Source organism: Mesorhizobium sp. M9A.F.Ca.ET.002.03.1.2, from assembly GCF_003952365.1.
GTDB lineage: Bacteria > Pseudomonadota > Alphaproteobacteria > Rhizobiales > Rhizobiaceae > Mesorhizobium.
In genome coordinates this window covers 1,378,412-1,397,782 of sequence record NZ_CP034443.1, presented here as the reverse complement: position 1 = coordinate 1,397,782, position 19,371 = coordinate 1,378,412, and the positions used below count along the sequence as shown (strand labels likewise).

The window sequence follows — 19,371 nt, the reverse complement described above, 5'->3', positions numbered from 1 at the left end:
GGTGATCATAGTCTTCGCCTATGAGGAATTTCCCTTATCCGGCCGCCTCACGGCCATCTTCTCCCCGCTGGGGAGAGGAGGCTGGCGCCAGCGCTGGGGAGCTCTTCTTCCCTCGGGGGGAGGTCAGCCGAGTGAGGCTGGGTAAGGGGGCGATGACGGTCGCCGCACGAAGGGAGAGAGAGACATGGCTGAGATCACCGACAGCTTTCTGGAAACCTACGCCGAGTCCGACGCGCTGGATCTGGCCGGGCTGGTTCAGCGCGGCGAGGTTGCGCCGGCCGAGCTCGTCGAGGCGGCCGTCATTACGATCGAGCGGCTCAACCCGGCGCTGAACGCGGTGGTCCACCGCCTCTACGACATGGCGCGCGCCTCGGCTGAAACGGTCGACAGAAGCGTGCCCTTTGCCGGCGTACCGTTCCTGCTCAAGGAACTGGCCTCGTCCTGGACCGGGGCGCCGAACACCAACGCCTGCTTCTTTCTCAAAGACGTTGTCGCCGACTTCGACACCGAGGTCGTGCGCCGCATGAAGGCGGCGGGCCTGGTGCTTGTCGGCAAATCCAACGCGCCCGAAAACGGGTGGTCGATCACCACCGAACCAAAGCTTTACGGCGCGACGAAAAATCCGTGGAAGGACGGCATCACGCCCGGTGGCTCAAGTGGCGGCGCTGCGGCGGCCATCGCCGCGCGCATGGTGCCGATCGCCGAGGCCAGCGATGGCGCCGGCTCGATCCGCGTCCCGGCGTCCTGCTGCGGCATCGTCGGCCTGAAACCGTCGCGCGGGCGCGTCAGCCTGGCGCCCTTCGGCGACTATTGGTACGGCGGCGCCTATTTCCTGTGCTGTTCGCGGACGGTGCGCGACACATCAGCCTATCTCGATGCGGTGGCTGGCGCGCTGCCGGGCGATCCCTATACGCCGCCGGTTCCGGACGACAGCTGGCCCAGCCTTTCGGCGCGTGCGCCGAAGAAGCTGCGCATCGGCTTTACCGTCACGCCGCCCAACGGCACGGCGATCGATCCCGAGGTCAAGGCCACGATGCTGGCGACAGTGGCTGCGCTCGAGCGCCTCGGCCACGATGTCGAGGAGCACGACATGCCGCTCGACGCCAACGCGGTCTGGAAGACCTACACCAACATGACCTGCGTGCAGACGGCGGCAACCTTCGGTTACCATGAAACGGTCATCGGCAGGCCGGTGACACAGGCCGACGTCGAGCCGGTGACCTGGGCGATCATCGAGCGCGGCCGCGCGACAAGCGGCATCCGGCACATCTGCGATGTCGAGACGATACGTCAGGTCGGCCGCGACATTGTCGGCGACCTCGCGCCCTATGATCTGTTCATCACCCCGACGCTCACTCAGCTGCCGAGACCTTTGGGCTACTACGATATGTCGGAGCCGGACATCGACCGCTACAATGCCAAATGGACGGACGCCGTCTTCGCTTTCCCCTTCAACATCTCCGGGCAACCGGCGATTTCACTGCCGCTCGGCTGGTCCGCCGGCGGCGTGCCGATCGGCGTGCAGCTGGTCGGCCGCTATGGCGACGAAGCGACCGTGCTCGCCGTCTCGACGCAGCTGGAACGGGAGATGCCGTGGAAGCACCGCCGACCGAAGGTGAGCGGATAGGGTGGGGGCTGGCCGGGTGTCGGCCCCAGGGGCACCGGAGTAGGCGCCGTCGGCGACGCTGCCGATCTCCTCCGCAAGGGGGGAGATCGGATGGCGCTTCCGTTTTCGCCAACCACTAACGCTGGACGCAGGCGGGGCAGCGCAGGCCAATGCGATTGCCCTGCTGTCACCTCGCACTTCGCGCGAACTTCCGATCCGAACCGCCATCCAGCCACGCCAGATCGTCCGGCGAAAGCGCAATGTCGAGCGCCTGCAGACTGTCCTCCAATTCGTCAAGCGTGCGCGGTCCAATCAGCGGAACGGACGGGTATGGCTGCGCCAGGACATAGGCGAGCGCGACATGGATCGGGCTCTTGCCCAGCCTGTTCGCGAGCTCGATCGCCCGGTCGCGGCGGCCGAAATTCCTTTCCGAATACCAGACACGCACCAGCTCTTCATTGTCGCGCTGATCACGCCCGGCGCGGCCGGTGAAGAAACCCCGCCCCTGGCTCGACCAGGCGAAATTCGGCATCTGCCGGGCGGTCAGCCAGGCCTTCCATTCATCGCTTGACGATGTGACGCAGCCTGCCCAGATCGGCTCCAGCATTTCGGCCAGCGAAAAATTGTTCGAAAGCGCGCCGGGCTTTTGCTTGCCGGTTCGCTCGGCATAGGCAATAGCCTCGTCCATGCGTTCCCTTGTCCAGTTCGAGCCACCGAACGGACCGCGAATGCGGCCGGCCCTAACCTCTTGGTCCATCGCGTCGACGAATTCGCCGACCGGCACATCCGGATTGTCGCGATGCATGAAATAGACATCGACATGATCGGTCTGCAGCCGGTCGAGCGACTGGGTGAGCTGTTTGCCGATCACATCGGGATAGCAGAGCGGAGTGTGTGCGCCCTTGCCGATGACCACCGATTGCTCACGCACCCCACGATTCTTCAACCATTGGCCGAGCAGCGTCTCGGTGTAGCCCGAGCCGTAGATGTACGCCGTGTCGAAGACGTTGCCGCCGGCCTCGAAATAAGCATCGAGCAGGATCGTGCCCGAGGAGAAGGTGCGGAAATCCTCGAAGCCGAGCGCGAGACACGAGGCCGGCCGCGGCAGACCCGGAATTTCGCGCTTCGGGATCGCGGTGCCGCCGGAACGCAGCCGCCGGCCGGAGATCGTGTTGAGACGCTTTGCCGGCTTCTCGATATCATATTCGAGCCCGACCGCAGCGCGCCATTTGTCGAGCACGCGCAGATTGCCGGTGCTGTCGGCCCAACCCATGCCCGGCCAGGCAAATTCCTGCTTTCCGGCAAGAATGGCCTCGCCGGCGGCGTCGACCTCGAAAGCGTAAAGCCAGCGGTCCTCCTTGATCCTGATAATCTCCTCGCCGTCCAGTCGGATGATGCGAATCTCGCCGGTGCCGCCTTCCTTGCCGCTCGCATACCAGAAATCCGCGACCTCGATGCGGCCCTTGGTGCCGAGGATGCGCAGGACATTGTCCTGCGCCAGCGAGATGCCGCAGGAGACTTCAGCGACGATGCCACCCGGAAAATGCAGCAGCGCCGAAGCCCATTCGTCGACGCCGGATTGGCCGAGATGCGCAGCACCAGCCACCTTATCCGGCTCGACGAAAGGTTCTCCCGCTGCTGCCCCGGCAATCAGCCGCGCCATCGAAACGGGATAGCCGCCGACATCCAGAATGCCGCCGCCGGCGAGATCGTTCGCATAGAGCCGGTGCTCCGGCATGAAACTAGGCATGGCGAAGCCGAAGCTCGACTTGATCATGCGCACCTCGCCGATCGCGCCGGACCTGACCAGCTCGATCAGCTTTGCGGTCTGCGAATGCAGCCGGTACATGAAGGCCTCGCCGAGAAAGGTGCCGGCCCTGCGCGCCGCATGGATCATCGCGTCGGCCTCGAAGGCGCTCAGCCCCATCGGTTTTTCGCAAAGCACATGCTTTCCGGCCTCTGCCGCCTTGATCGCCCATTCGGCGTGGCTGGGATGCGGCGTCGAAATGTAGACCGCGTCGACGTCCGGGTCCGCAAGCAAAGCCTCGTAGCCGTCGAGGATGCGAGCACCGGGAAAGTTTTCGGCGAGGCCTGATTTGCCGGGATTGCGCGCGCCGATAGCGGCCAATGTGCCGGTGCGCGAATGAGCCACGCCGCCGGCAAAGGCCTTGGCGATGGTGCCGGGCCCGAGAATGCCCCAGCGGATCTTTCTTGGTTCGGACGTCATTTCAATCTCCTTAGGGTCGCCGCGATGCATCGCGACCGGGCAAAAGAAAAATCGGGGTGTCTTTGCTCGTATGGGTGTTTGGGCGCCATGCATCAGCGAATGCGATCACCTGCCGTGTCGAAGAGAAGCGACCGGCCGGCCTTGATCGACACCATCATGTGGTCGCCATTCGCCCGCTGCCGCGACGCCTCACGCTCGATGATCAGTTCCTCTCGTCCGGCATTGGCACCTGCACTGGCATAGACATAGCTCACCGATCCGAGGTGCTCGGCGACGTCGGCCTTGATGGTGATGTCGCAGTCGCCTTCGCCGGCCTCGAAGAAATGCTCAGGCCGGACGCCGAGGACGACATCGCTGCCGACCGCTGGCGCGGCGTTCGAAAGCGGCTTCCGCAATTTGGCGCCGCCATGGTTGGCCAGTTCGATGACCGTTGCATCGTCGTCGTTCCCCACCACTTTCGCCGCCATGAAATTCATCTTCGGCGAGCCGACGAAACCGGCGACGAAGCGGTTCGCCGGGTCGTCATAGAGATCGAGCGGCGCGCCGATCTGCTCGATATGGCCGGCGTTGAGCACGACGATTCTGTCGGCCAGCGTCATCGCTTCGGTCTGGTCGTGCGTCACATAGATCATGGTGACGCCGAGCTCCTTGTGAAGGCGCGAGATCTCGACCCGCATCTGCACCCTGAGCTCGGCGTCGAGATTGCTGAGCGGTTCGTCGAACAGGAACACCTGCGGCTCGCGAACGATGGCGCGGCCGATGGCGACGCGCTGGCGCTGGCCGCCCGACAATTGCCGCGGGCGGCGCTTCATCAGTTCGGCGATGCGAAGTATTTCGGAGGCCCGCTTCACCCGCCGCTCGGTGTCGGCTTTCGGGTTGCCGTTCATCCGGAGCCCAAAGCTCAGATTCTGCTCGACGCTCATATGCGGATAGAGCGCGTACGACTGGAACACCATAGCGATGCCGCGCTCGGCCGGTTCGACATCGTTCACGACTTTGCCGCCGATGGCGATCTCGCCGCCGCTGATGTCCTCGAGCCCGGCGATCATCCTCAGCAGCGTGGACTTGCCGCAGCCGGAAGGGCCGACAAAGACGACGAATTCACTGTCATTGACGTCGATATTCGCGCCGTGAATGATCTCATAGGCACCGAAGCGCTTGACGACATTCTTGAGTGTGACCGCTGCCATTGCCGATCCTACTTGATGGCGCCGGCGGCAATGCCGGCGACGAAATGGCGCTGCAAGAGCACGAAGACGACGAGCATCGGCGCTGTAAGCATCACAGCGCCTGCCATGATGCCGCCCCACGACACTTTGGTGAGGCCGATCAGCGTGCCGAGCGCCACCGGCGCCGTCATCGCGCCGGGCTTGGAATTGATCAGCAGCGGCCAGAGATAGTTGTTCCAGGAGGCAAGGAACAGGATGATGGAGAGCGCCGCCAACATCGGCCGCGCCAGCGGTAGTGCTACGAACAGGAAGATCCGCCATTCCTTGACCCCCTCGACCCGAGCGGCGTCGAACAGATCGGCCGGCATCATCGAGAAGCTCTGCCGCATGAACAGTACGCCGAGCGAATTGAAGAGCGGCGGCACAATCAGCGCCACCCAGGTGTTGGCGAGCTTGAAGTCGCGCGCCACCATGATGAATTGCGGGATCAGCACCACAGCATAGGGAAGCGTGATGGTGCCGAGGATGATGGCGACGACCATGCCCTTGCCGAAGAACTGGTAGCGCGCCAGCGCCCAGCCGGCCATCGAGGTGAGCAGCACCGACAGGAACGTATAGGTCACCGCCACCGAAACAGAGATGCCGATGGCGCCGATGAAATTCGTATCGCGCTGCAAATTGCTGACATTGTCGAGGAAATTGCCGTGCGGCAGCAGTTCGATGCTGGGGCTGAAGATGCCTCTGTCGGGCATGGTCGAAAAGATCACCATCATCCACAGCGGAAACAGCCAGATCAGCGCCAGCGGCGTCAGTAAGAGATGCAGCGCGATGCTGCGTCCCAGTTTGGAAGAGGAACGCGAGCTCATTTCGGTTCCCTCGTCAGCCATAGCTGGACGAGCGAGATCGCGATCGCCAGCCCGGCCATGGTGTAGGCAATGGCCGAGGCGTAGCCGAAATTGAGCGACCTGAAGCCCTGGCGGTACAGCAGCAGGCCGAGCGTTTCGGTGCCGCCGCCCGGTCCGCCGCGCTCGGTGATCAGGAACGGCTCGGTGAACAGCTGCATGGTCCCGATGATCGATAGCACTGCGCAGAACACGATGATCGGCTTGAGCAGCGGCAGGGTGATGTAGAAGAACTGCTTGAGCTTGCTGACGCGGTCCAGCGTCGCCGCCTCGTAGACGTCCTGAGGGATGGACTGCAGGCCGGCGAGCAGGATGATGGCGTTGTATCCGGCCCAGCGCCAGGTCACCGCGATCATGATGACCGCCATCGCCGGCGTGACGTTGGAAAACCAGTCGATACTGGGCAGGCCGACGCTGTTCAGCAGCTTGTTGATGATGCCGTAATCGAGATTGAACATCAGCCGGAAGACTGCCGAATAGGCGACTTCGCCGACAACGACAGGGGCGAAGAAGGCAAAGCGGAACAGGCCACGCGCCTTGAGCAGCGGCGAATTGAGCAGCACGGCCATCACGATCGCCAAAGTGATCATCACCGGCACCTGGATGACGAGGATGAGCAGTGTGTTTCTCAACGCATTGAAGAAAGCCGGGTCGCCGATCAGCCGGCCCCAGTTGAAGGTCGGCGCGAACCGCCACGGCACGGTGCGCGTCGCCTGGAAAGAGATCAGGAACGAGCTGATGATTGGCCACAGCCAGAAGATCGAGAAGATCAGCAGATAGGGTGCGAGGAAACGATACGCCGTGGCGTTCTGATAGCGCATCGTTGCCTCCTTCGCTTCCCAGGGTTTCGCTAGATTGTCATCGACCGCGCCAGCTGAGCACCCGGGCAGCCCGAATGCCGCCCCGGATCCATCTCGCTCAGATTACTCTTCGATCGGCAGGCCGGTAGCCGAGGCGATCTGGCTTGCGGCATCGTCGAGCGCCGCCTTGGCGTCCGGATAACCGCCACCCAGATACTTGGTCTGAACCGAACGGACGATGATTTCCGCGTCGCTCTGGAACGGCGTGCCGCGGCTCGGGACGACCTTGGGCAAGGTGCCGAGGATGTCCTTCCACACTGCCTGGCCGCCCCAATAAGGCAGACCTTCGGAGACATAGGGGTCATCAAGCGCCGAGATCAGCGACGGCACGAGGCCGAATCCCTTCAGCATCGCTATCTGGCCCTCGTTGGTCGCGAGCGAGTATTTCAGGTAGGCGTAGGCGGCCTCCTTGTTGTCGGATACCGAGGTGATGGCGAGCGAGGAGCCGCCGAGATTGGCGGCGCGCGGGCCGTCGGCAGTGAGGCTCGGCATCAGGTAGACGCCCCATTTGCCGCTGCCGTCGGGCGATTCGGTGCGTATGGTGCCCTCGAACCAGCCGCCATACATCTGGCTGGCGACCTTGCCGGCGGTGTTGTTGGTGATCTTGGTGCTCCAGTCGGCGGAGGAAATGATGCCGGCGTCCTTCATCTCCTTGATCTTGGTCATCGACGCCACGCAGGCCGGCTGGTTGACGATGATCGACTGCCCGTCGGCGGCGAAATAGGCGCAGCCCTGCTCGTTGGCGATCATCCGGAAGAATTCGGAATCGCCGTTGAAATCGGCATTGGTCATCGTCACGCCGGGATTGGCGTCCTGGATCTTCTTGCCGGCGCCGATGAAATCATCCCAGGTCTTGATCGAGGTGGGGTCGACGCCGGCCTTTTCGTAGAAGTCGCGGCGGTAGAACATCGCCACCGGGCCGGAATCCCACGGCATCGCATAGGCCTTGTCTTCCACTTCGAGCTCGGTGCGCTTGAAATCGGGGAATTTTGCCTGGTCTTCGGCTGTATAGCCCAGCGTGTGAAGGTCGACGAAGCAGTCCGGGAACTGGCTCCAGTAGTTCTCGGCTTCGCCGTTCTCGACCGTCACGATATCAGGCAGCCCCTCGCCGCCGGCGGCGCAGCCGGCGATCGACTTGTCGTAGGTCGGTTGGTTGCCGAGATCCTGGACCGTGACCTTGACGTTCGGGAATTGCTTGTTGAAGCCTTCTATGGTGGCCTTCAGCGACGAAGCGGCGACGTTCCAGCTCCAGATCGTGATTTCGCCGGATTGCGCAAAGGCCGGGGCTGAGCCCAGGGCAAGCACGAACGCGGCGCAAGTCAATATGGTGCGCATCGAAATCCTCCCATTTTCATTTGCTCTCTCTTCGCGAGCGTGCCTAGACTAGGCAGTGGGGAAGGCTTGTCCGCGACAAAGGGAATAAGAAATTGGCGGAAAGTAAGATGCCGCAAAGGCCGTTTTACCAGCCTGGCGCCAGCAGCGTGGAGGGCCTGCCGCTGCTCCTGCAGACGTTTCACAATCATCCCCTGGTGATGCTCAAGCCGCATTGGCATGCCCAGGTCGAAGTGAACTTCATCATGTGCGGCGCCGTGCACTACCGCATGAACGATCACGAGATCGCCCTTTCGGCCGGCGACATGTGCCTGTTCTGGGGTGGCCTGCCGCATCAGATGGACGACGCGTCGGATGATGCCGTCTTTGCCGGTGCGCATCTGCCGCTGGTGCATTTCTTCCGGCTGCACCTACCCGCAGACGTTCGCAACCGGCTGATGACGGGCGCGACATTGGTGACCAATACCACCAACCGGTCCGACAACGACAATTTCGAGCGCTGGAACCGCTACGTCCGGTCAGGCGATCCAGCCAAGGCCGAGCACGCCGTCAACGAGTTGCTGCTGCGGCTGGAGCGGGTTCGGTTCGAGCCCTACCGACTCGCCCCCGAAACGTCGATCGAACAGGAAGCAGACAGTCCCTTCGATCAGCAATCCCTGCGCAATGTCGGGCGCATGTGCGACTTTATCGCGGAGAATTTCCTCTACGACATCGACTGCGTGGACATCGCGGCGGCGGCCGACATCCATCCCAAATACGCCATGAGTATTTTCAAGAAATCGACCGGCATGACGCTCAACGAATATGTCAACCTGTTGCGGCTCAGCTACGCGCAGGCACTGCTAATGCACCAGGACGCCAATGTGCTGCGCGTGGCCATGGACTCCGGCTTCGGCTCGCTCAGCGCCTTCAACAAGTCGTTCCGCAAGCTGGCCGGCATGTCGCCGTCGGACTTTCGCAGGGGCGCGGGCGTCCGATAGTAGTCCCAGTCAAATAGAGCCATTCCCACCAATGCCGGTACTACAGCCGAGCGCGCGGCTTGAAATGCCGGAATGATTTGAGCTATCAGCAAAGGATGAAGCTCAAGGTTTTTTTATTTGCTTGGGTTGAAGCCAAGAACACGTGCTTGCGGCCACTCAATACAGGTCATTGATCTTCCGAAAGACAAGAAAATCGAGTTCGCTTGCTGGATAAACTCGCGTGGGGCAGATCTCGAGGCAATCGCGGTGCCGGGTGCCAGATCAGCATCCTACCGAGTGGCTCGCCGCGCGAAGCCGGCGTCGGCATCAAAGCGGCCACGGCTTAGCGTCAGTTGAATGTTCGCGCAAAAACGCACCACCGGCCGAAGCCGGTGGTGCTTTCTGGACAGTCTGTAGGGGCAGGACCGTCCAGCGACCGAGAGGATCGAGCTCAATGTCGACCCCTCCTTGACGCAGGGCATCGGCCGAACAGATGAGGGAGCCCGAGAGTCGGGCAGAATCTCGATCGTGCGGTGCGCCGCCCCGCAGCGCACGATTGGCAACTTTTATTCGGCTGCGTCAGGAATCTCGCCAGAGGCGTCGTCGGAAGGCGCTGCCGAGTCATCCGCGGCCTGTCTTGCCAGGAATTTGTCCAAGGCTGCCTGCAGGGACAGGGTGGCCTGCGGCGAGGCCGGCGTCGTCGCAACGACGGCCATTGCATGAGCAATTCCGGTCGTGGTCTTGTCCTTGGCCGCCGCAGAAGTGGCGGCTCCGTGTCCCTGCGATCCGGCTCCGGCCGAATTTCCGCCGTTGCCGTTGCTTCCGCCGTTACCGTTCCCACCGCCATTGCCGCCGGGACCGGCGAGGACCGGAGAAGCGACAAAGGCGAGGACGGCTACCGTTGCGAGCAGACAGGTTCGGGTTTTCATAGTTCCTCCTTCGAGCCGCCCTCCGCCAGGATGGTCTAGACTATGAACATGAGGACCTTCTAAAGGAAGTCCGCTATCAGCCAGTTTCGTCTAAATGCACCTGTCCGCAAGACGGACCTTGGTCCGAGATTTGGAGGCAAAGGTCCTAAACTCTATCGGGGCGTATTCCACCCAGCGAACAAAGCGCTTGCTGGCCAGAAGACAGTGGCAAACGACAAGCGCGCTCCGTCTGCCGGGTGATGTCGTGCAAAAACGAAAAAAGGCCGGAAAGGAATCCGGCCTGCTTCGCAATTTGCTTGATTCCCCCTTGAGGAAAACTGGAGCGGGTGAAGCGATTCGAACGCTCGACCCCAACCTTGGCAAGGTTGTGCTCTACCCCTGAGCTACACCCGCTCGCGCGGCTTTTGGGCCGCAAGCCGCGCCTATATGGCTGAAGAGCGCGGCGATTGCAACAGGGAAATCGCAGGCTTTTTGGCCGCACCTGACGGCGCCTGGAAGCTCCCTTGCGGCATATGGCGGACGGGAATCACTGCTTCGCTGCTCGACGGTCTTGTCTCGACCTGCCCATTGGCCGTAAACGGCATGATCCAAACCGCGACAACAAGAAGCCCCACAAGAAACAGCATGCCGAAAACCGAAGCCGAGCTTTTCGCCTTTCTCGCCGATCTCGGGATCGAGGTCTCGACCCTGCGTCATCCGCCGCTGTTCACGGTCGCCGATTCGCAGGCGCTGCGGGGAGAAATTGCCGGCGGGCATACCAAGAACCTGTTCCTCAAGGACAAGAAGGACAATTTCTTCCTGGTCAGCGTCGGCGAGGAGGCCGTGGTCGATCTCAAGCAGATCCATCATGTGATCGGCGCCGCTGGGCGCGTTTCCTTCGGCAAGCCGGAGATGCTGATGGAACTTCTTGGCGTCGTTCCGGGCGCAGTCACGGTGTTCGGCGTGATCAACGATACGGAGCGGCGGGTCAAGGTCGTTCTCGACCAGGAGTTGATGGGCCATACCATCATCAACGCCCATCCGCTGACCAACGAGGCAACGACATCGATCGCCGCCGCCGATCTCGTCAGATTCGTCGACGCAACCGGGCATGATGCTGTTATCTTGAAAGTCACGGCATGATCGCCACATGGATGGCGATAAACCGACTTCTGAGTGAGGATAAGGGCGTTGTGCCGGGGCGGTGGCCGGCGGCGCGACCGAAAGGGTGACGAGATGAGCGAGAACAATCCATTTGGCGGCAATGGCGGACAGTATGCCACGTCAGTGCAGTATGGCGGCACTGAGGCTGCCTCGGCGAAAGTCGCGCTTGGCGAAGCGCCTGTCGCCGTCGATGTCATTAAGGACACGACGACCGCCGCATTTGCCGCCGACGTCATCCAGGAATCGCGCCGCCAGCCGGTGCTGGTCGATTTCTGGGCGCCATGGTGCGGGCCCTGCAAGCAATTGACGCCGTTGCTGGAGAAGGCGGTCACGGCCGCTGGCGGCAAGGTCAAGCTGGTCAAGATGAATATCGACGACCATCCTTCGATCGCCGGCCAGCTCGGCATCCAGTCGATACCGGCGGTCATCGCCTTCAAGGACGGCCAGCCGGTCGACGGCTTCATGGGCGCCATTCCCGAGAGCCAGATCGCCGAGTTCATACGGAAGGTCGGCGGCAAGGCCAATGGTGCGCCGCAGGTGGCCGAGGCGCTTGCCGCGGCCACGGAGGCGCGCGACGCCGGCGACGTGCAGACGGCGGCCGACATCTACGACGCGATCCTTGAACAGGCGCCGGAGACGATCGAGGCGATTGCCGGATTGGGCGATCTGCTGTTCGAGGCCGGCGATGCCGAGGGCGCCGAAGCCGTGCTGGCGCGGGCGCCGGAAGCGAAGAAGGATGCGCCGCCGCTCGCCGCGGTGCGCGCCAAGATGGCGCTTGCCGCGCAGGCATCCGCGCTTGGCAATCCGGCCGAGTTCGAGCGGCGCCTGGCTGAGAACCCCGGTGACCACCAGGCACGGTTCGATCTTGCCATGATCCAGAACGCCAATGGCGAGCGCATGGCGGCGGCCGACAATCTGCTGGCGATCGTCAAGGCTGATCGCTCGTGGAATGACGACGGCGCCAAGACGCAATTGCTGCAGTTCTTCGAGGCATGGGGCATGACCGACGAAGCAACGCTGGCGGCGCGGCGCAAATTGTCGTCGCTGCTGTTTTCCTGAGCGCGGCATAAGCTGTTTTTGCTTGATGGCCTTGCGGTCGGCGGCTGCTGCGCCAGATTAGGGGGCCAGTCCGTTTTTCGCTTTGTGACGACCTACGCGTCAGGTTGTGAAGGGTGGGCGGATTTGATGCGCTTCTCGAGAAAGCGAGCGGAGGATTGAAGTGCAGGCGGGAAACGCGCATTATCGGCTCGATACGGATTTGCCGTCGACGGTGCCGATCTTCCCGCTTGAAGGCGCATTGCTGCTGCCGGGAGGCCGCATGCCGCTCAACATCTTCGAGCCGCGCTATCTGGAGATGGTGGATGAGGCGATCGCCGGATCACGGCTGATCGGCATCATTCAGCCCAGCCTCGACGGCGCGCGGCGTGCCGATGGCGAGCCGGAGCTTTGCAATGTCGGCTGCGCCGGACGTATCATCGCGCTTTCCGAGAGCGGCGACGGCCGTTACCTGATTTCGCTGCAAGGCGTGTGCCGGTTTCGCATCGTGCAGGAACTCACGGTCAAGACGCCCTTCCGCCAGTGCCGATTTGCGCCCTTTCTCACCGATCTCGACGAGGATCAGGCGGAGGCCGGGATCGACCGGCCAGCGCTGCTCAAGGCGTTTCGCGCCTATTTGCAGGCCAACGATCTTGAAGCCGATTGGGAAAGCGTCAGTCGCGCCGAAAATGCCATGCTGGTCAATGCACTGTCGATGATGGCTCCCTACGGGCCGGCTGAGAAACAAGCGTTGCTCGAAGCCGCGGACCTGAAGACACGCGCCGAAACGTTGATCGCCATCACCGAAATGGCGCTGGCGCGCGAAAACGAGGATTTCGGTTCGAGTCTGCAATAGGCTGGATGGAAGGACGCTGTCTTGCCTTCTCCCCTTGTGGGGGAGAAGGTGGATTGGCGCGTAGCGCAAAGACGGTTGAGGGTTGCTGGACGGAGTGCCGTCGGTGCCAGGCTGGAACACCCCTCATCCGCCACCTTCTCCCACAAGGGGAGAAGGCGAGAGCTGCGCGAGACCAAACGCCGCGAGACACGCAACTCGCCCGGTATGGGTAAGGGACGAACGCGAACCTGAAGCGATTGCCCAGAGAAGGACGGATCGAAAATGGCGGATGGGCGTGAGGCAAAAAGCAATGTCGATCCCAGGCTGCTGGAATTGCTGGCCTGCCCGCTGACCAAGGGTCCGCTTACCTGGGATCCGGAGCGGGGCGAGCTCATCTCAAGGGTCGCACGGCTTGCCTATCCGGTGCGTGACGGCATCCCGATCATGCTGCCTTCGGAAGCGCGTGCGATCCCTTTCGAGGATGGATTGCCCCCGCCGCGCCTGGCCGGACCGTCCTGAACACGTTGGGGTCGGCGCTGTTCCGCGGCCTCGTTTAGGCGGTTTGCTTTCGTCCACCCGTACCGTGCCTATTGAAAATTGCGCCCCTTGGGCATGACCTCTTCCGCCTTTCCCGATAGCCGCGCAAGATCCTGTTGGACAGGGAGGGCTTGCGTCCCGTGCCCATTTAGGCGGGCCGGATCGATCTTGCTACCTTTCGAGCCGGCGGCCGAAGGCGCGGGCGCATTGGCAAGATCAGGCCTGCCTGCCTCCTCCAAAAGCACGGACAGCCAGGGCGTCAAATCCTCGACCTTCTCGGCGACGATATGGATGACGTCCGATTCCGACTGCAGTTTGCCGGTGACACGGACGAACCGCGCGCCCATGACAATGGGCCGGTAGCGGTTGAAGGTTCTTTCCCAGAAAATGACGTTGGCGACGGCCTGCTCGTCCTCCAGCGTCAGGAAAATGGCATTACCCTTGCCCGGCCGCTGCCGCACGAGCACCAGGCCGGCGACCGAAACGCGCTTGCCGTCCCGAACCTGGCCGAGGCGCGCATTGGGCGTGACGCCGGAGCGATCCAGCCGCTGGCGCAGAAAGGCAAGCGGATGCGCCTTCAGCGACAGGCCGAGCGAACGGTAGTCGTGGATGACGTGTTCGCCGAGCGGCATTGTGGGGAGCTTGGTCTCGGGCTCCAGGTCTCGCAAACGGATCGCGGGCTGGTCGAACAGCGGCAGGGTCTCGGTGGCACTCCTGCCGTCGAGCGCGCGAACCGCCCACAGGCCTGCACGGCGGTCGAGGCCGAGCGAACGGAACGCGTCGGCTTGCGCCAGCTTTTCGATCTCATCGACGTTGAGGCCAGAGCGCAGCCAGACATCCCTGACGGATTCGTAACCGTCGCCGCGTCTGGCGACAAACGCCTCCATGCGCTCCTTCGACAGACCCTTGACCTGGCGGAAACCCAGCCGGACGGCATGATTGGCCCGGATGACGCCGCGCATCTGGGCATGACGTTCGAGGATGCGGGTAGGATAGAGGGGCGCTTCCTCCAATGCGCAGTCCCAATCGGAAAAATTGACGTCGACCTCGCGGATTTCGACACCATGGTCGCGCGCGTCGCGGACGAGCTGAGCCGGCTGATAAAATCCCATCGGCTGGGAATTCAGGATCGCCGCGCAGAACACGTCGGGATAGAAGGTCTTGAACCAGCAGGAGGCATAGACCAGCAGGGCGAAGGAGGCGGCATGGCTTTCGGGAAAGCCGTATTCGCCGAACCCTTCGATCTGCTTGAAACAACGCTCGGCGAAGTCCTTTTCGTAACCCCGCGAAACCATACCGTCGACCATCCTCTTGCGATAATTGCCGATCGTGCCGGTGCGCTTGAAAGTGGCCATGGCGCGGCGCAGTTCATCGGCCTCGCCCGGCCTGAAACCGCCGGCGACGATGGCGATCTTCATCGCCTGTTCCTGGAACAGCGGCACGCCAAGCGTCTTGCCGAGAATTTTTTCCAGTTCCGGCTTTGGATATTCGGCTATCTCCTTGCCCTGCCGGCGGCGCAGATAGGGGTGGACCATGTCGCCCTGGATCGGGCCGGGCCGCACGATCGCCACCTCGATGACGAGATCATAGAAGGTGCGCGGCCTGAGCCTGGGCAGCATGGACATCTGGGCACGGGATTCGATCTGGAAGACGCCGAGCGTATCGGCGCGGCAGATCATGTCGTAGACATCCTTGTCCTCAGGCGGGAGGGTGGCCAGCACATAGGGCCGGCCATAGTCATCCCGTGCATCATAATGGTCCTGCAGAAGCTTGAAGGCGCGCTGCAGGCACGTCAGCATGCCGAGCGCCAGGACATCGACCTTGAGGATCTTCACCGCATCGAGATCGTCCTTGTCCCACTCGACCATCTTGCGCTCGTCCATCGCCGTCTTGACGATGGGGACGATCTCGTCGAGCCGGTCCCTGGTGATGACGAAGCCGCCGACATGCTGCGATAGATGGCGGGGAAAGCCCATGATCTCGTTGGCGCGTTCGATCACCTGCCTTGCCAGCGGGTCGGTGCGGTCGATGCCGCCGGCGCTTGCCTCCTTTTCGCCGAGCTCGGAGGTCGACCAGCCCCAGATCGAGCTGGACAATGCGCTGCGGACATCCTCGGACAGGCCCATCGCCTTGGCCACCTCGCGCAGCGCCGAGCGACCGCGATAACTGATGACGGCAGCGGCAAGCGCGGTGCGCTTGGCGCTGTATTTGTCGTAGATATACTGGATGACCACTTCGCGTTTTTCATGCTCGAAATCGACATCGATGTCGGGCGGCTCGTTTCTTTCTTCGGAAATGAAGCGCTCGAACAGCGTGTCGATCCTGTCGGGTCCGACTTCGGTGATGCCGATGCAATAGCAGACCACCGAGTTAGCCGCGGAGCCGCGCCCCTGGCACAGTATGTCCTGGCTGCGGGCGAATTTGACGATATCGTAGACAGTCAGAAAATAGCGCGCGTAGTTCAGGCGCTCGATCAAGGCGAGCTCTTCCTGGATGCGCTTCGTCACATCAGCGGGAACGCCTGAGGGATATCGTATCGCCGCTCCCTGTCGAGCCAGCCTTTCCAGTTCGGCCTGTGGGCCGAGGCCCGATTCCGTCGGTTCGTCGGGATAATTGTACTGGAGGTCACTGAGAGAGAAGGTCAATTCCCCGGCAAAGCGCAGCGTTTCCGCCAGCGCTTGCGGATGCCTGCGGAAAAGCCGCGCCATCTCCATTGGCGGCTTCAAATGGCGCTCGGCATTGGCCCCCAGTTCCAGCCCTACCTCGGCGATGGGCACGTTGAGGCGGATCGCTGTCAGCACGTCCTGCAGCGGACGCCGCTCGGCTGTGTGGTAGAGAACGTCGTTGGTAGCCATCAGCGGAATGCCTGATGCTTCAGCCATGGCGGTCGCCTGCTCGATGCGGAAGCGGTCGTTGCCGTGATAATCCGGCGAGACGGCAAGCCACAAAGCCTTGCCAAAGCGATCTTTGAGCCGGCTAATCAGTTCAAGATCATCTTCCGCCGACGCTGACAGATCCGGCAGAATCGCCAGCGACATGAGATCGCCCCATTCGAAAAGGTCGTCGCGATAAAGAAGCGGTGCGCCCTTTTCGCTTTCGTCGCGCATATTGGCTTGCGTCAGCATGCGGCACAGATGGCCCCAGCCCTTGCGGTCCTGCGGGTAGGCGAGAACATCCGGCGTGCCGTCGGCAAAGACCAGGCGGCAGCCGGGATGATAGGAAAGGCCTTCCACCTTGGCCTGCTGCCAGGCGCGCACGACGCCGGCCACCGTGTTGCGGTCGGCAAGCCCGATCGACGAAAAGCCCAGGAACTTGGCCGCGACCACCAGCTCCTCCGGTTTCGAGGCGCCGCGCAGGAACGAGAAATTCGACTGGATACCGAATTCGGCATAGGGAGCGACCGTCAGCGCATTCATGCGAAGATCCCATGCATGAACCAGCGCGGCGCAGCCTGCGAGGCGCCGTAGAGGCCCTGGCGGTAGAGCCAGTAACGGCGGCCGTCACTATCCTCGATGCGGAAATAATCCCGGGTCGGTGCGTCTTCCTGCCCCGGTGCCTCCCGCCACCATTCAGGCGCAATGCGTTCCGGCCCTTCGGCGCGCGCGACCCGGTAGAGCGCGCGCCGCCAGCGGAAGTTCATGGGCGGTCCCTCCGGCATTTCGGTGGCCGGCACCTCGATCGGTTCGGGCGAACAGAACAGCCGGATCGGCCGTTCTGCCCGGAAGACAGGCTTGGTGTCTTGTATCTTGTCCGGCTTCTTCGGGGGAGAGATCCTTTGCGGTGCTTCCGCAAAGGGAAGCATGGCGACGGCGCGCTCGGGCAGATGGCTCTCAACGGTGACCGGTTTCAAAACCGCGCTTTCGCCGAGCCGGGCGCGGATGCGGTCGGCGAAAAGGGCGATGTCGGCGCCGTCATCGCTCGTCTCGCCGGCGAGATCCGCCTGCTGCATGTCGAAGGCCGCGATCGACAGGACAGAGAGGCGCACGAGATCGAAGCCATAGCCGGCATCGATGTCCTGTTCGAGCGCGGTAAGCCTTTCGTGGAACAATTTTTGGATCAGCAGCGGCTCGCGCAAGGGCCGCGAGGTGCCGACGGCGATGCGGCTGACGGCGCCATCGACGCGGAAAAGCAGCAGCGCCAGCATCCTTGCGCCCTCGCCGCGGCGCTCGAGATCCGCTTTCAGCGTCGTCGCCAGCAATCGCACCAGCCGCTCTATGTCGTCGGTCAGCATGATGGGTTCTGCGAGATGGCGTTCGACCGAAAGCGGCGCAACCGGCAGGCGCGGCGACACGGCCTCCTCGAGGCGTCCGAGCGCCTGGTCGAGACGCAAAAGCAGGGATACGCCGAAGCGGCGGGCGAGCGGGGCGCGGGGTGCTGCCATGACGGCGCCCGCCGTGCGCAGGCCAACGCTTTCCAGGCTGGCGCGGATATCAGGCTCGATGCGCAGCGCCGCCAGCGGCAAGGGCGCGAGAAGCACCTCCTCCTCGCCGCCGGGGACGATGCGGTCACTGGCAAACCGCGCCGCCGCCCAGGCAGCACCAGGTGTGGCGGCAAGTCCGGCGCGGACATCGAAACCCTGATGGAAAAAGCGCGACAGGATGTCGTCCAGCATCGACCGTTCGCCGCCGAAAAGATGAGTGCAGCCAGTGACGTCGAGGAACAGGCCGTCGGCTGCGTCGAGCGCCACCAGCGGGGTGTAGCGGTCGCACCAGTCGGCAAGGCTTTCGAGCAGGCGGTGGTCGGCCTCGGGATCGGCTTCCAGTACGTCGATCGAGGGATGCATGGCGCGCGCGTCGGCTATGCCCATGCCGCGCTTCAGGTGAAGCGCCTCAGCCCGCTCGTCGAGGGCGGCGATGCGCTGCGCGTTCCCTTGGCGATGGCTGATCACCAGGGGCAGATGATGCGACGGCCGGGAACGCCAGGACCGCCCCAGACGCTGCCGCAGGATCCTTTCCGCGGCGAGGTGCGGAAACCACAGGGACAGGATTCTCCGTCCGTCTTTCCTCGAAGCTGCGTTCATCGGGGTTCCACTCCAGTGTGAATTGTCCTGGCAAGGCCGTGCGGCTCTTGCCGATGTTGACGGTGAAGGCGGGGCGGCCGATCGAGCCGGCGAGCGGCCCGGCGATCGTCACGCGCGCTGCCGCCGGCGCCGTCGACAGGACGAGGCGGACGGGTGCCGCTGTCGGTTCGGCCTCGCCGGCCTGCCGCAGCAGGAACACCGGCCGGCCGGCATTCTGTGCCCGGGCGTGCAGCCGCCGCGTCGCGGTGAGATCCAGCCGTTGCGGACTGCCGCGGATTTCGAGGATGACGGCGGCGAGCGCGGTCATCCGGGCGGCCTCCTCGGCGGTCCACAGCGCGTCGAGGAGCCTTGGCGCCTCGGAAAACAGCAATTGCTCCGGCTCGATGCCGAACACGGCGTGAAGCCCTCTGGCATAGGGAAAGCCCGCCTCCCGGAAGATTTCCGCGGTGCCGATCCACAGGACCGGTAGTCGCGGCCCCTGTTTGAGGATCAGGCTGACGAGCGACAAGGCGAAGCCGGCGACGGCCCCGGCATCGCGGGTCGCGGCGCCGTGGATTTCGCTCAGTGCCGCCTTCGGCAAGCCGCCGCTGAGTGCGGCATCGAGACCTTCGGCGCCGGTGCGCAGAAACGCATCGGGCGGCGCCACGGCGAGGCCACGCCGGACGATTGTTAGATTCTGGGGCGTGACATCCGCATCAACGAGGGCTGCGCCGGCCGGGGCCTCCAGGCGCTCGGGCAGCGTTCCCTCGATCTTCGCGATCTGGCGGCGCAGGGCGAAAACAGTCTCCCGCGCCACGGCGCTTGTCGCCATGACGGT

15 protein-coding genes and 1 tRNA gene are annotated in these 19,371 nt (G+C 63.3%); 6 read left to right on the top strand and 10 right to left on the bottom strand.

Translation table 11 applies throughout. The annotated features are described in order from the left end of the window. Positions 1–184 precede the first annotated feature (184 nt). The gene (locus tag EJ066_RS07005; protein ID WP_126036172.1) at positions 185–1,627 is read left to right on the top strand and encodes an amidase; all 1,443 of its coding nucleotides are present in this window, start codon (positions 185–187) and stop codon (positions 1,625–1,627) included. A gap of 166 nt (positions 1,628–1,793) precedes the next feature. On the opposite strand, the gene EJ066_RS07000 is transcribed toward EJ066_RS07005, so the two are convergent. The 5 genes from EJ066_RS07000 to EJ066_RS06980 all read right to left on the bottom strand — a co-directional run bounded on the left by EJ066_RS07000 (position 1,794) and on the right by EJ066_RS06980 (position 8,099). Next, positions 1,794–3,833, bottom strand: coding sequence for an aldo/keto reductase (locus EJ066_RS07000; protein ID WP_126036170.1), 2,040 nt, complete (start codon positions 3,831–3,833; stop codon positions 1,794–1,796). Positions 3,834–3,925: 92 nt separating this feature from the next. After that, on the bottom strand, positions 3,926–5,023 hold the full coding sequence (ugpC, locus tag EJ066_RS06995; RefSeq protein WP_126036168.1) for a sn-glycerol-3-phosphate ABC transporter ATP-binding protein UgpC: 1,098 nt from the start codon (positions 5,021–5,023) through the stop codon (positions 3,926–3,928). An 8-nt stretch (positions 5,024–5,031) separates the two neighbouring features. Beyond that, complete coding sequence (locus EJ066_RS06990) at positions 5,032–5,868, bottom strand: carbohydrate ABC transporter permease (RefSeq protein ID WP_126036166.1); 837 nt, start codon at positions 5,866–5,868, stop codon at positions 5,032–5,034. Further along, positions 5,865–6,725 (bottom strand): sugar ABC transporter permease, encoded by an 861-nt coding sequence (locus EJ066_RS06985; protein ID WP_126036164.1) that lies wholly within the window; start codon positions 6,723–6,725, stop codon positions 5,865–5,867. Before EJ066_RS06985 ends, EJ066_RS06990 begins: the two co-directional genes overlap by 4 nt. A 102-nt stretch (positions 6,726–6,827) precedes the next feature. Next, positions 6,828–8,099 carry an ABC transporter substrate-binding protein gene (locus EJ066_RS06980; protein ID WP_126036162.1) on the bottom strand — a complete coding sequence of 424 codons (1,272 nt, stop codon included), beginning with the start codon at positions 8,097–8,099 and terminating at the stop codon, positions 6,828–6,830. A 107-nt stretch (positions 8,100–8,206) separates the two neighbouring features. Here EJ066_RS06980 and EJ066_RS06975 point away from each other — a divergent pair, with 107 nt between their 5' ends. Then, positions 8,207–9,076 (top strand): helix-turn-helix domain-containing protein, encoded by an 870-nt coding sequence (locus EJ066_RS06975; RefSeq protein WP_126036160.1) that lies wholly within the window; start codon positions 8,207–8,209, stop codon positions 9,074–9,076. 545 nt (positions 9,077–9,621) lie between these two features. On the opposite strand, the gene EJ066_RS06970 is transcribed toward EJ066_RS06975, so the two are convergent. Together EJ066_RS06970 and EJ066_RS06965 are read right to left on the bottom strand one after the other, a co-directional pair. After that, a complete protein-coding gene (locus EJ066_RS06970; RefSeq protein WP_126036158.1) occupies positions 9,622–9,984 on the bottom strand; it encodes a hypothetical protein in 363 nt (120 codons plus the stop codon). A gap of 318 nt (positions 9,985–10,302) precedes the next feature. Beyond that, positions 10,303–10,377 (bottom strand) — tRNA-Gly (locus EJ066_RS06965). A 231-nt stretch (positions 10,378–10,608) separates the two neighbouring features. On the opposite strand from EJ066_RS06965, the gene EJ066_RS06960 reads away from it, so the two are divergent. From EJ066_RS06960 to EJ066_RS06945, 4 genes are all read left to right on the top strand, one after another. Beyond that, on the top strand, positions 10,609–11,106 hold the full coding sequence (locus EJ066_RS06960; RefSeq protein ID WP_126036156.1) for a prolyl-tRNA synthetase associated domain-containing protein: 498 nt from the start codon (positions 10,609–10,611) through the stop codon (positions 11,104–11,106). A gap of 93 nt (positions 11,107–11,199) precedes the next feature. Next, complete coding sequence (trxA, locus tag EJ066_RS06955; protein ID WP_126036154.1) at positions 11,200–12,186, top strand: thioredoxin; 987 nt, start codon at positions 11,200–11,202, stop codon at positions 12,184–12,186. A gap of 160 nt (positions 12,187–12,346) precedes the next feature. Further along, positions 12,347–13,018 carry an LON peptidase substrate-binding domain-containing protein gene (locus EJ066_RS06950; RefSeq protein ID WP_126036152.1) on the top strand — a complete coding sequence of 224 codons (672 nt, stop codon included), beginning with the start codon at positions 12,347–12,349 and terminating at the stop codon, positions 13,016–13,018. Positions 13,019–13,279: 261 nt separating this feature from the next. Further along, a complete protein-coding gene (locus tag EJ066_RS06945) occupies positions 13,280–13,516 on the top strand; it encodes a Trm112 family protein (RefSeq protein WP_126036150.1) in 237 nt (78 codons plus the stop codon). Positions 13,517–13,584: 68 nt separating this feature from the next. Here the strand turns inward: EJ066_RS06945 and EJ066_RS06940 are convergent, their stop codons facing one another. Genes EJ066_RS06940 through EJ066_RS31750 form a run of 3 tightly spaced genes read right to left on the bottom strand, consistent with a single transcriptional unit; the run spans position 13,585 to position 19,365 of the window. After that, positions 13,585–16,950 (bottom strand): error-prone DNA polymerase, encoded by a 3,366-nt coding sequence (locus EJ066_RS06940; RefSeq protein ID WP_126036148.1) that lies wholly within the window; start codon positions 16,948–16,950, stop codon positions 13,585–13,587. Beyond that, positions 16,947–18,422 (bottom strand): DUF6504 family protein, encoded by a 1,476-nt coding sequence (locus EJ066_RS06935; RefSeq protein ID WP_126036146.1) that lies wholly within the window; start codon positions 18,420–18,422, stop codon positions 16,947–16,949. The genes EJ066_RS06940 and EJ066_RS06935 overlap by 4 nt, the downstream gene beginning before the upstream one ends. After that, the gene (locus EJ066_RS31750) at positions 18,364–19,365 is read right to left on the bottom strand and encodes a hypothetical protein (RefSeq protein ID WP_126036144.1); all 1,002 of its coding nucleotides are present in this window, start codon (positions 19,363–19,365) and stop codon (positions 18,364–18,366) included. Before EJ066_RS31750 ends, EJ066_RS06935 begins: the two co-directional genes overlap by 59 nt. Positions 19,366–19,371: the final 6 nt, after the last annotated feature.

What these genes read in the sequence shown, in the direction of transcription:
- EJ066_RS07005 (WP_126036172.1), top strand. Translation starts at nt 185, where the DNA reads ATGGCTGAGATCACCGACAGCTTTCTGGAAACCTACGCCGAGTCCGAC.
- EJ066_RS07000 (WP_126036170.1), bottom strand. Translation starts at nt 3,833, where the DNA reads ATGACGTCCGAACCAAGAAAGATCCGCTGGGGCATTCTCGGGCCCGGC.
- ugpC (WP_126036168.1), bottom strand. Translation starts at nt 5,023, where the DNA reads ATGGCAGCGGTCACACTCAAGAATGTCGTCAAGCGCTTCGGTGCCTAT.
- EJ066_RS06990 (WP_126036166.1), bottom strand. Translation starts at nt 5,868, where the DNA reads ATGAGCTCGCGTTCCTCTTCCAAACTGGGACGCAGCATCGCGCTGCAT.
- EJ066_RS06985 (WP_126036164.1), bottom strand. Translation starts at nt 6,725, where the DNA reads ATGCGCTATCAGAACGCCACGGCGTATCGTTTCCTCGCACCCTATCTG.
- EJ066_RS06980 (WP_126036162.1), bottom strand. Translation starts at nt 8,099, where the DNA reads ATGCGCACCATATTGACTTGCGCCGCGTTCGTGCTTGCCCTGGGCTCA.
- EJ066_RS06975 (WP_126036160.1), top strand. Translation starts at nt 8,207, where the DNA reads ATGCCGCAAAGGCCGTTTTACCAGCCTGGCGCCAGCAGCGTGGAGGGC.
- EJ066_RS06970 (WP_126036158.1), bottom strand. Translation starts at nt 9,984, where the DNA reads ATGAAAACCCGAACCTGTCTGCTCGCAACGGTAGCCGTCCTCGCCTTT.
- EJ066_RS06960 (WP_126036156.1), top strand. Translation starts at nt 10,609, where the DNA reads ATGCCGAAAACCGAAGCCGAGCTTTTCGCCTTTCTCGCCGATCTCGGG.
- trxA (WP_126036154.1), top strand. Translation starts at nt 11,200, where the DNA reads ATGAGCGAGAACAATCCATTTGGCGGCAATGGCGGACAGTATGCCACG.
- EJ066_RS06945 (WP_126036150.1), top strand. Translation starts at nt 13,280, where the DNA reads ATGGCGGATGGGCGTGAGGCAAAAAGCAATGTCGATCCCAGGCTGCTG.
- EJ066_RS06940 (WP_126036148.1), bottom strand. Translation starts at nt 16,950, where the DNA reads ATGAATGCGCTGACGGTCGCTCCCTATGCCGAATTCGGTATCCAGTCG.
- EJ066_RS31750 (WP_126036144.1), bottom strand. Translation starts at nt 19,365, where the DNA reads ATGGCGACAAGCGCCGTGGCGCGGGAGACTGTTTTCGCCCTGCGCCGC.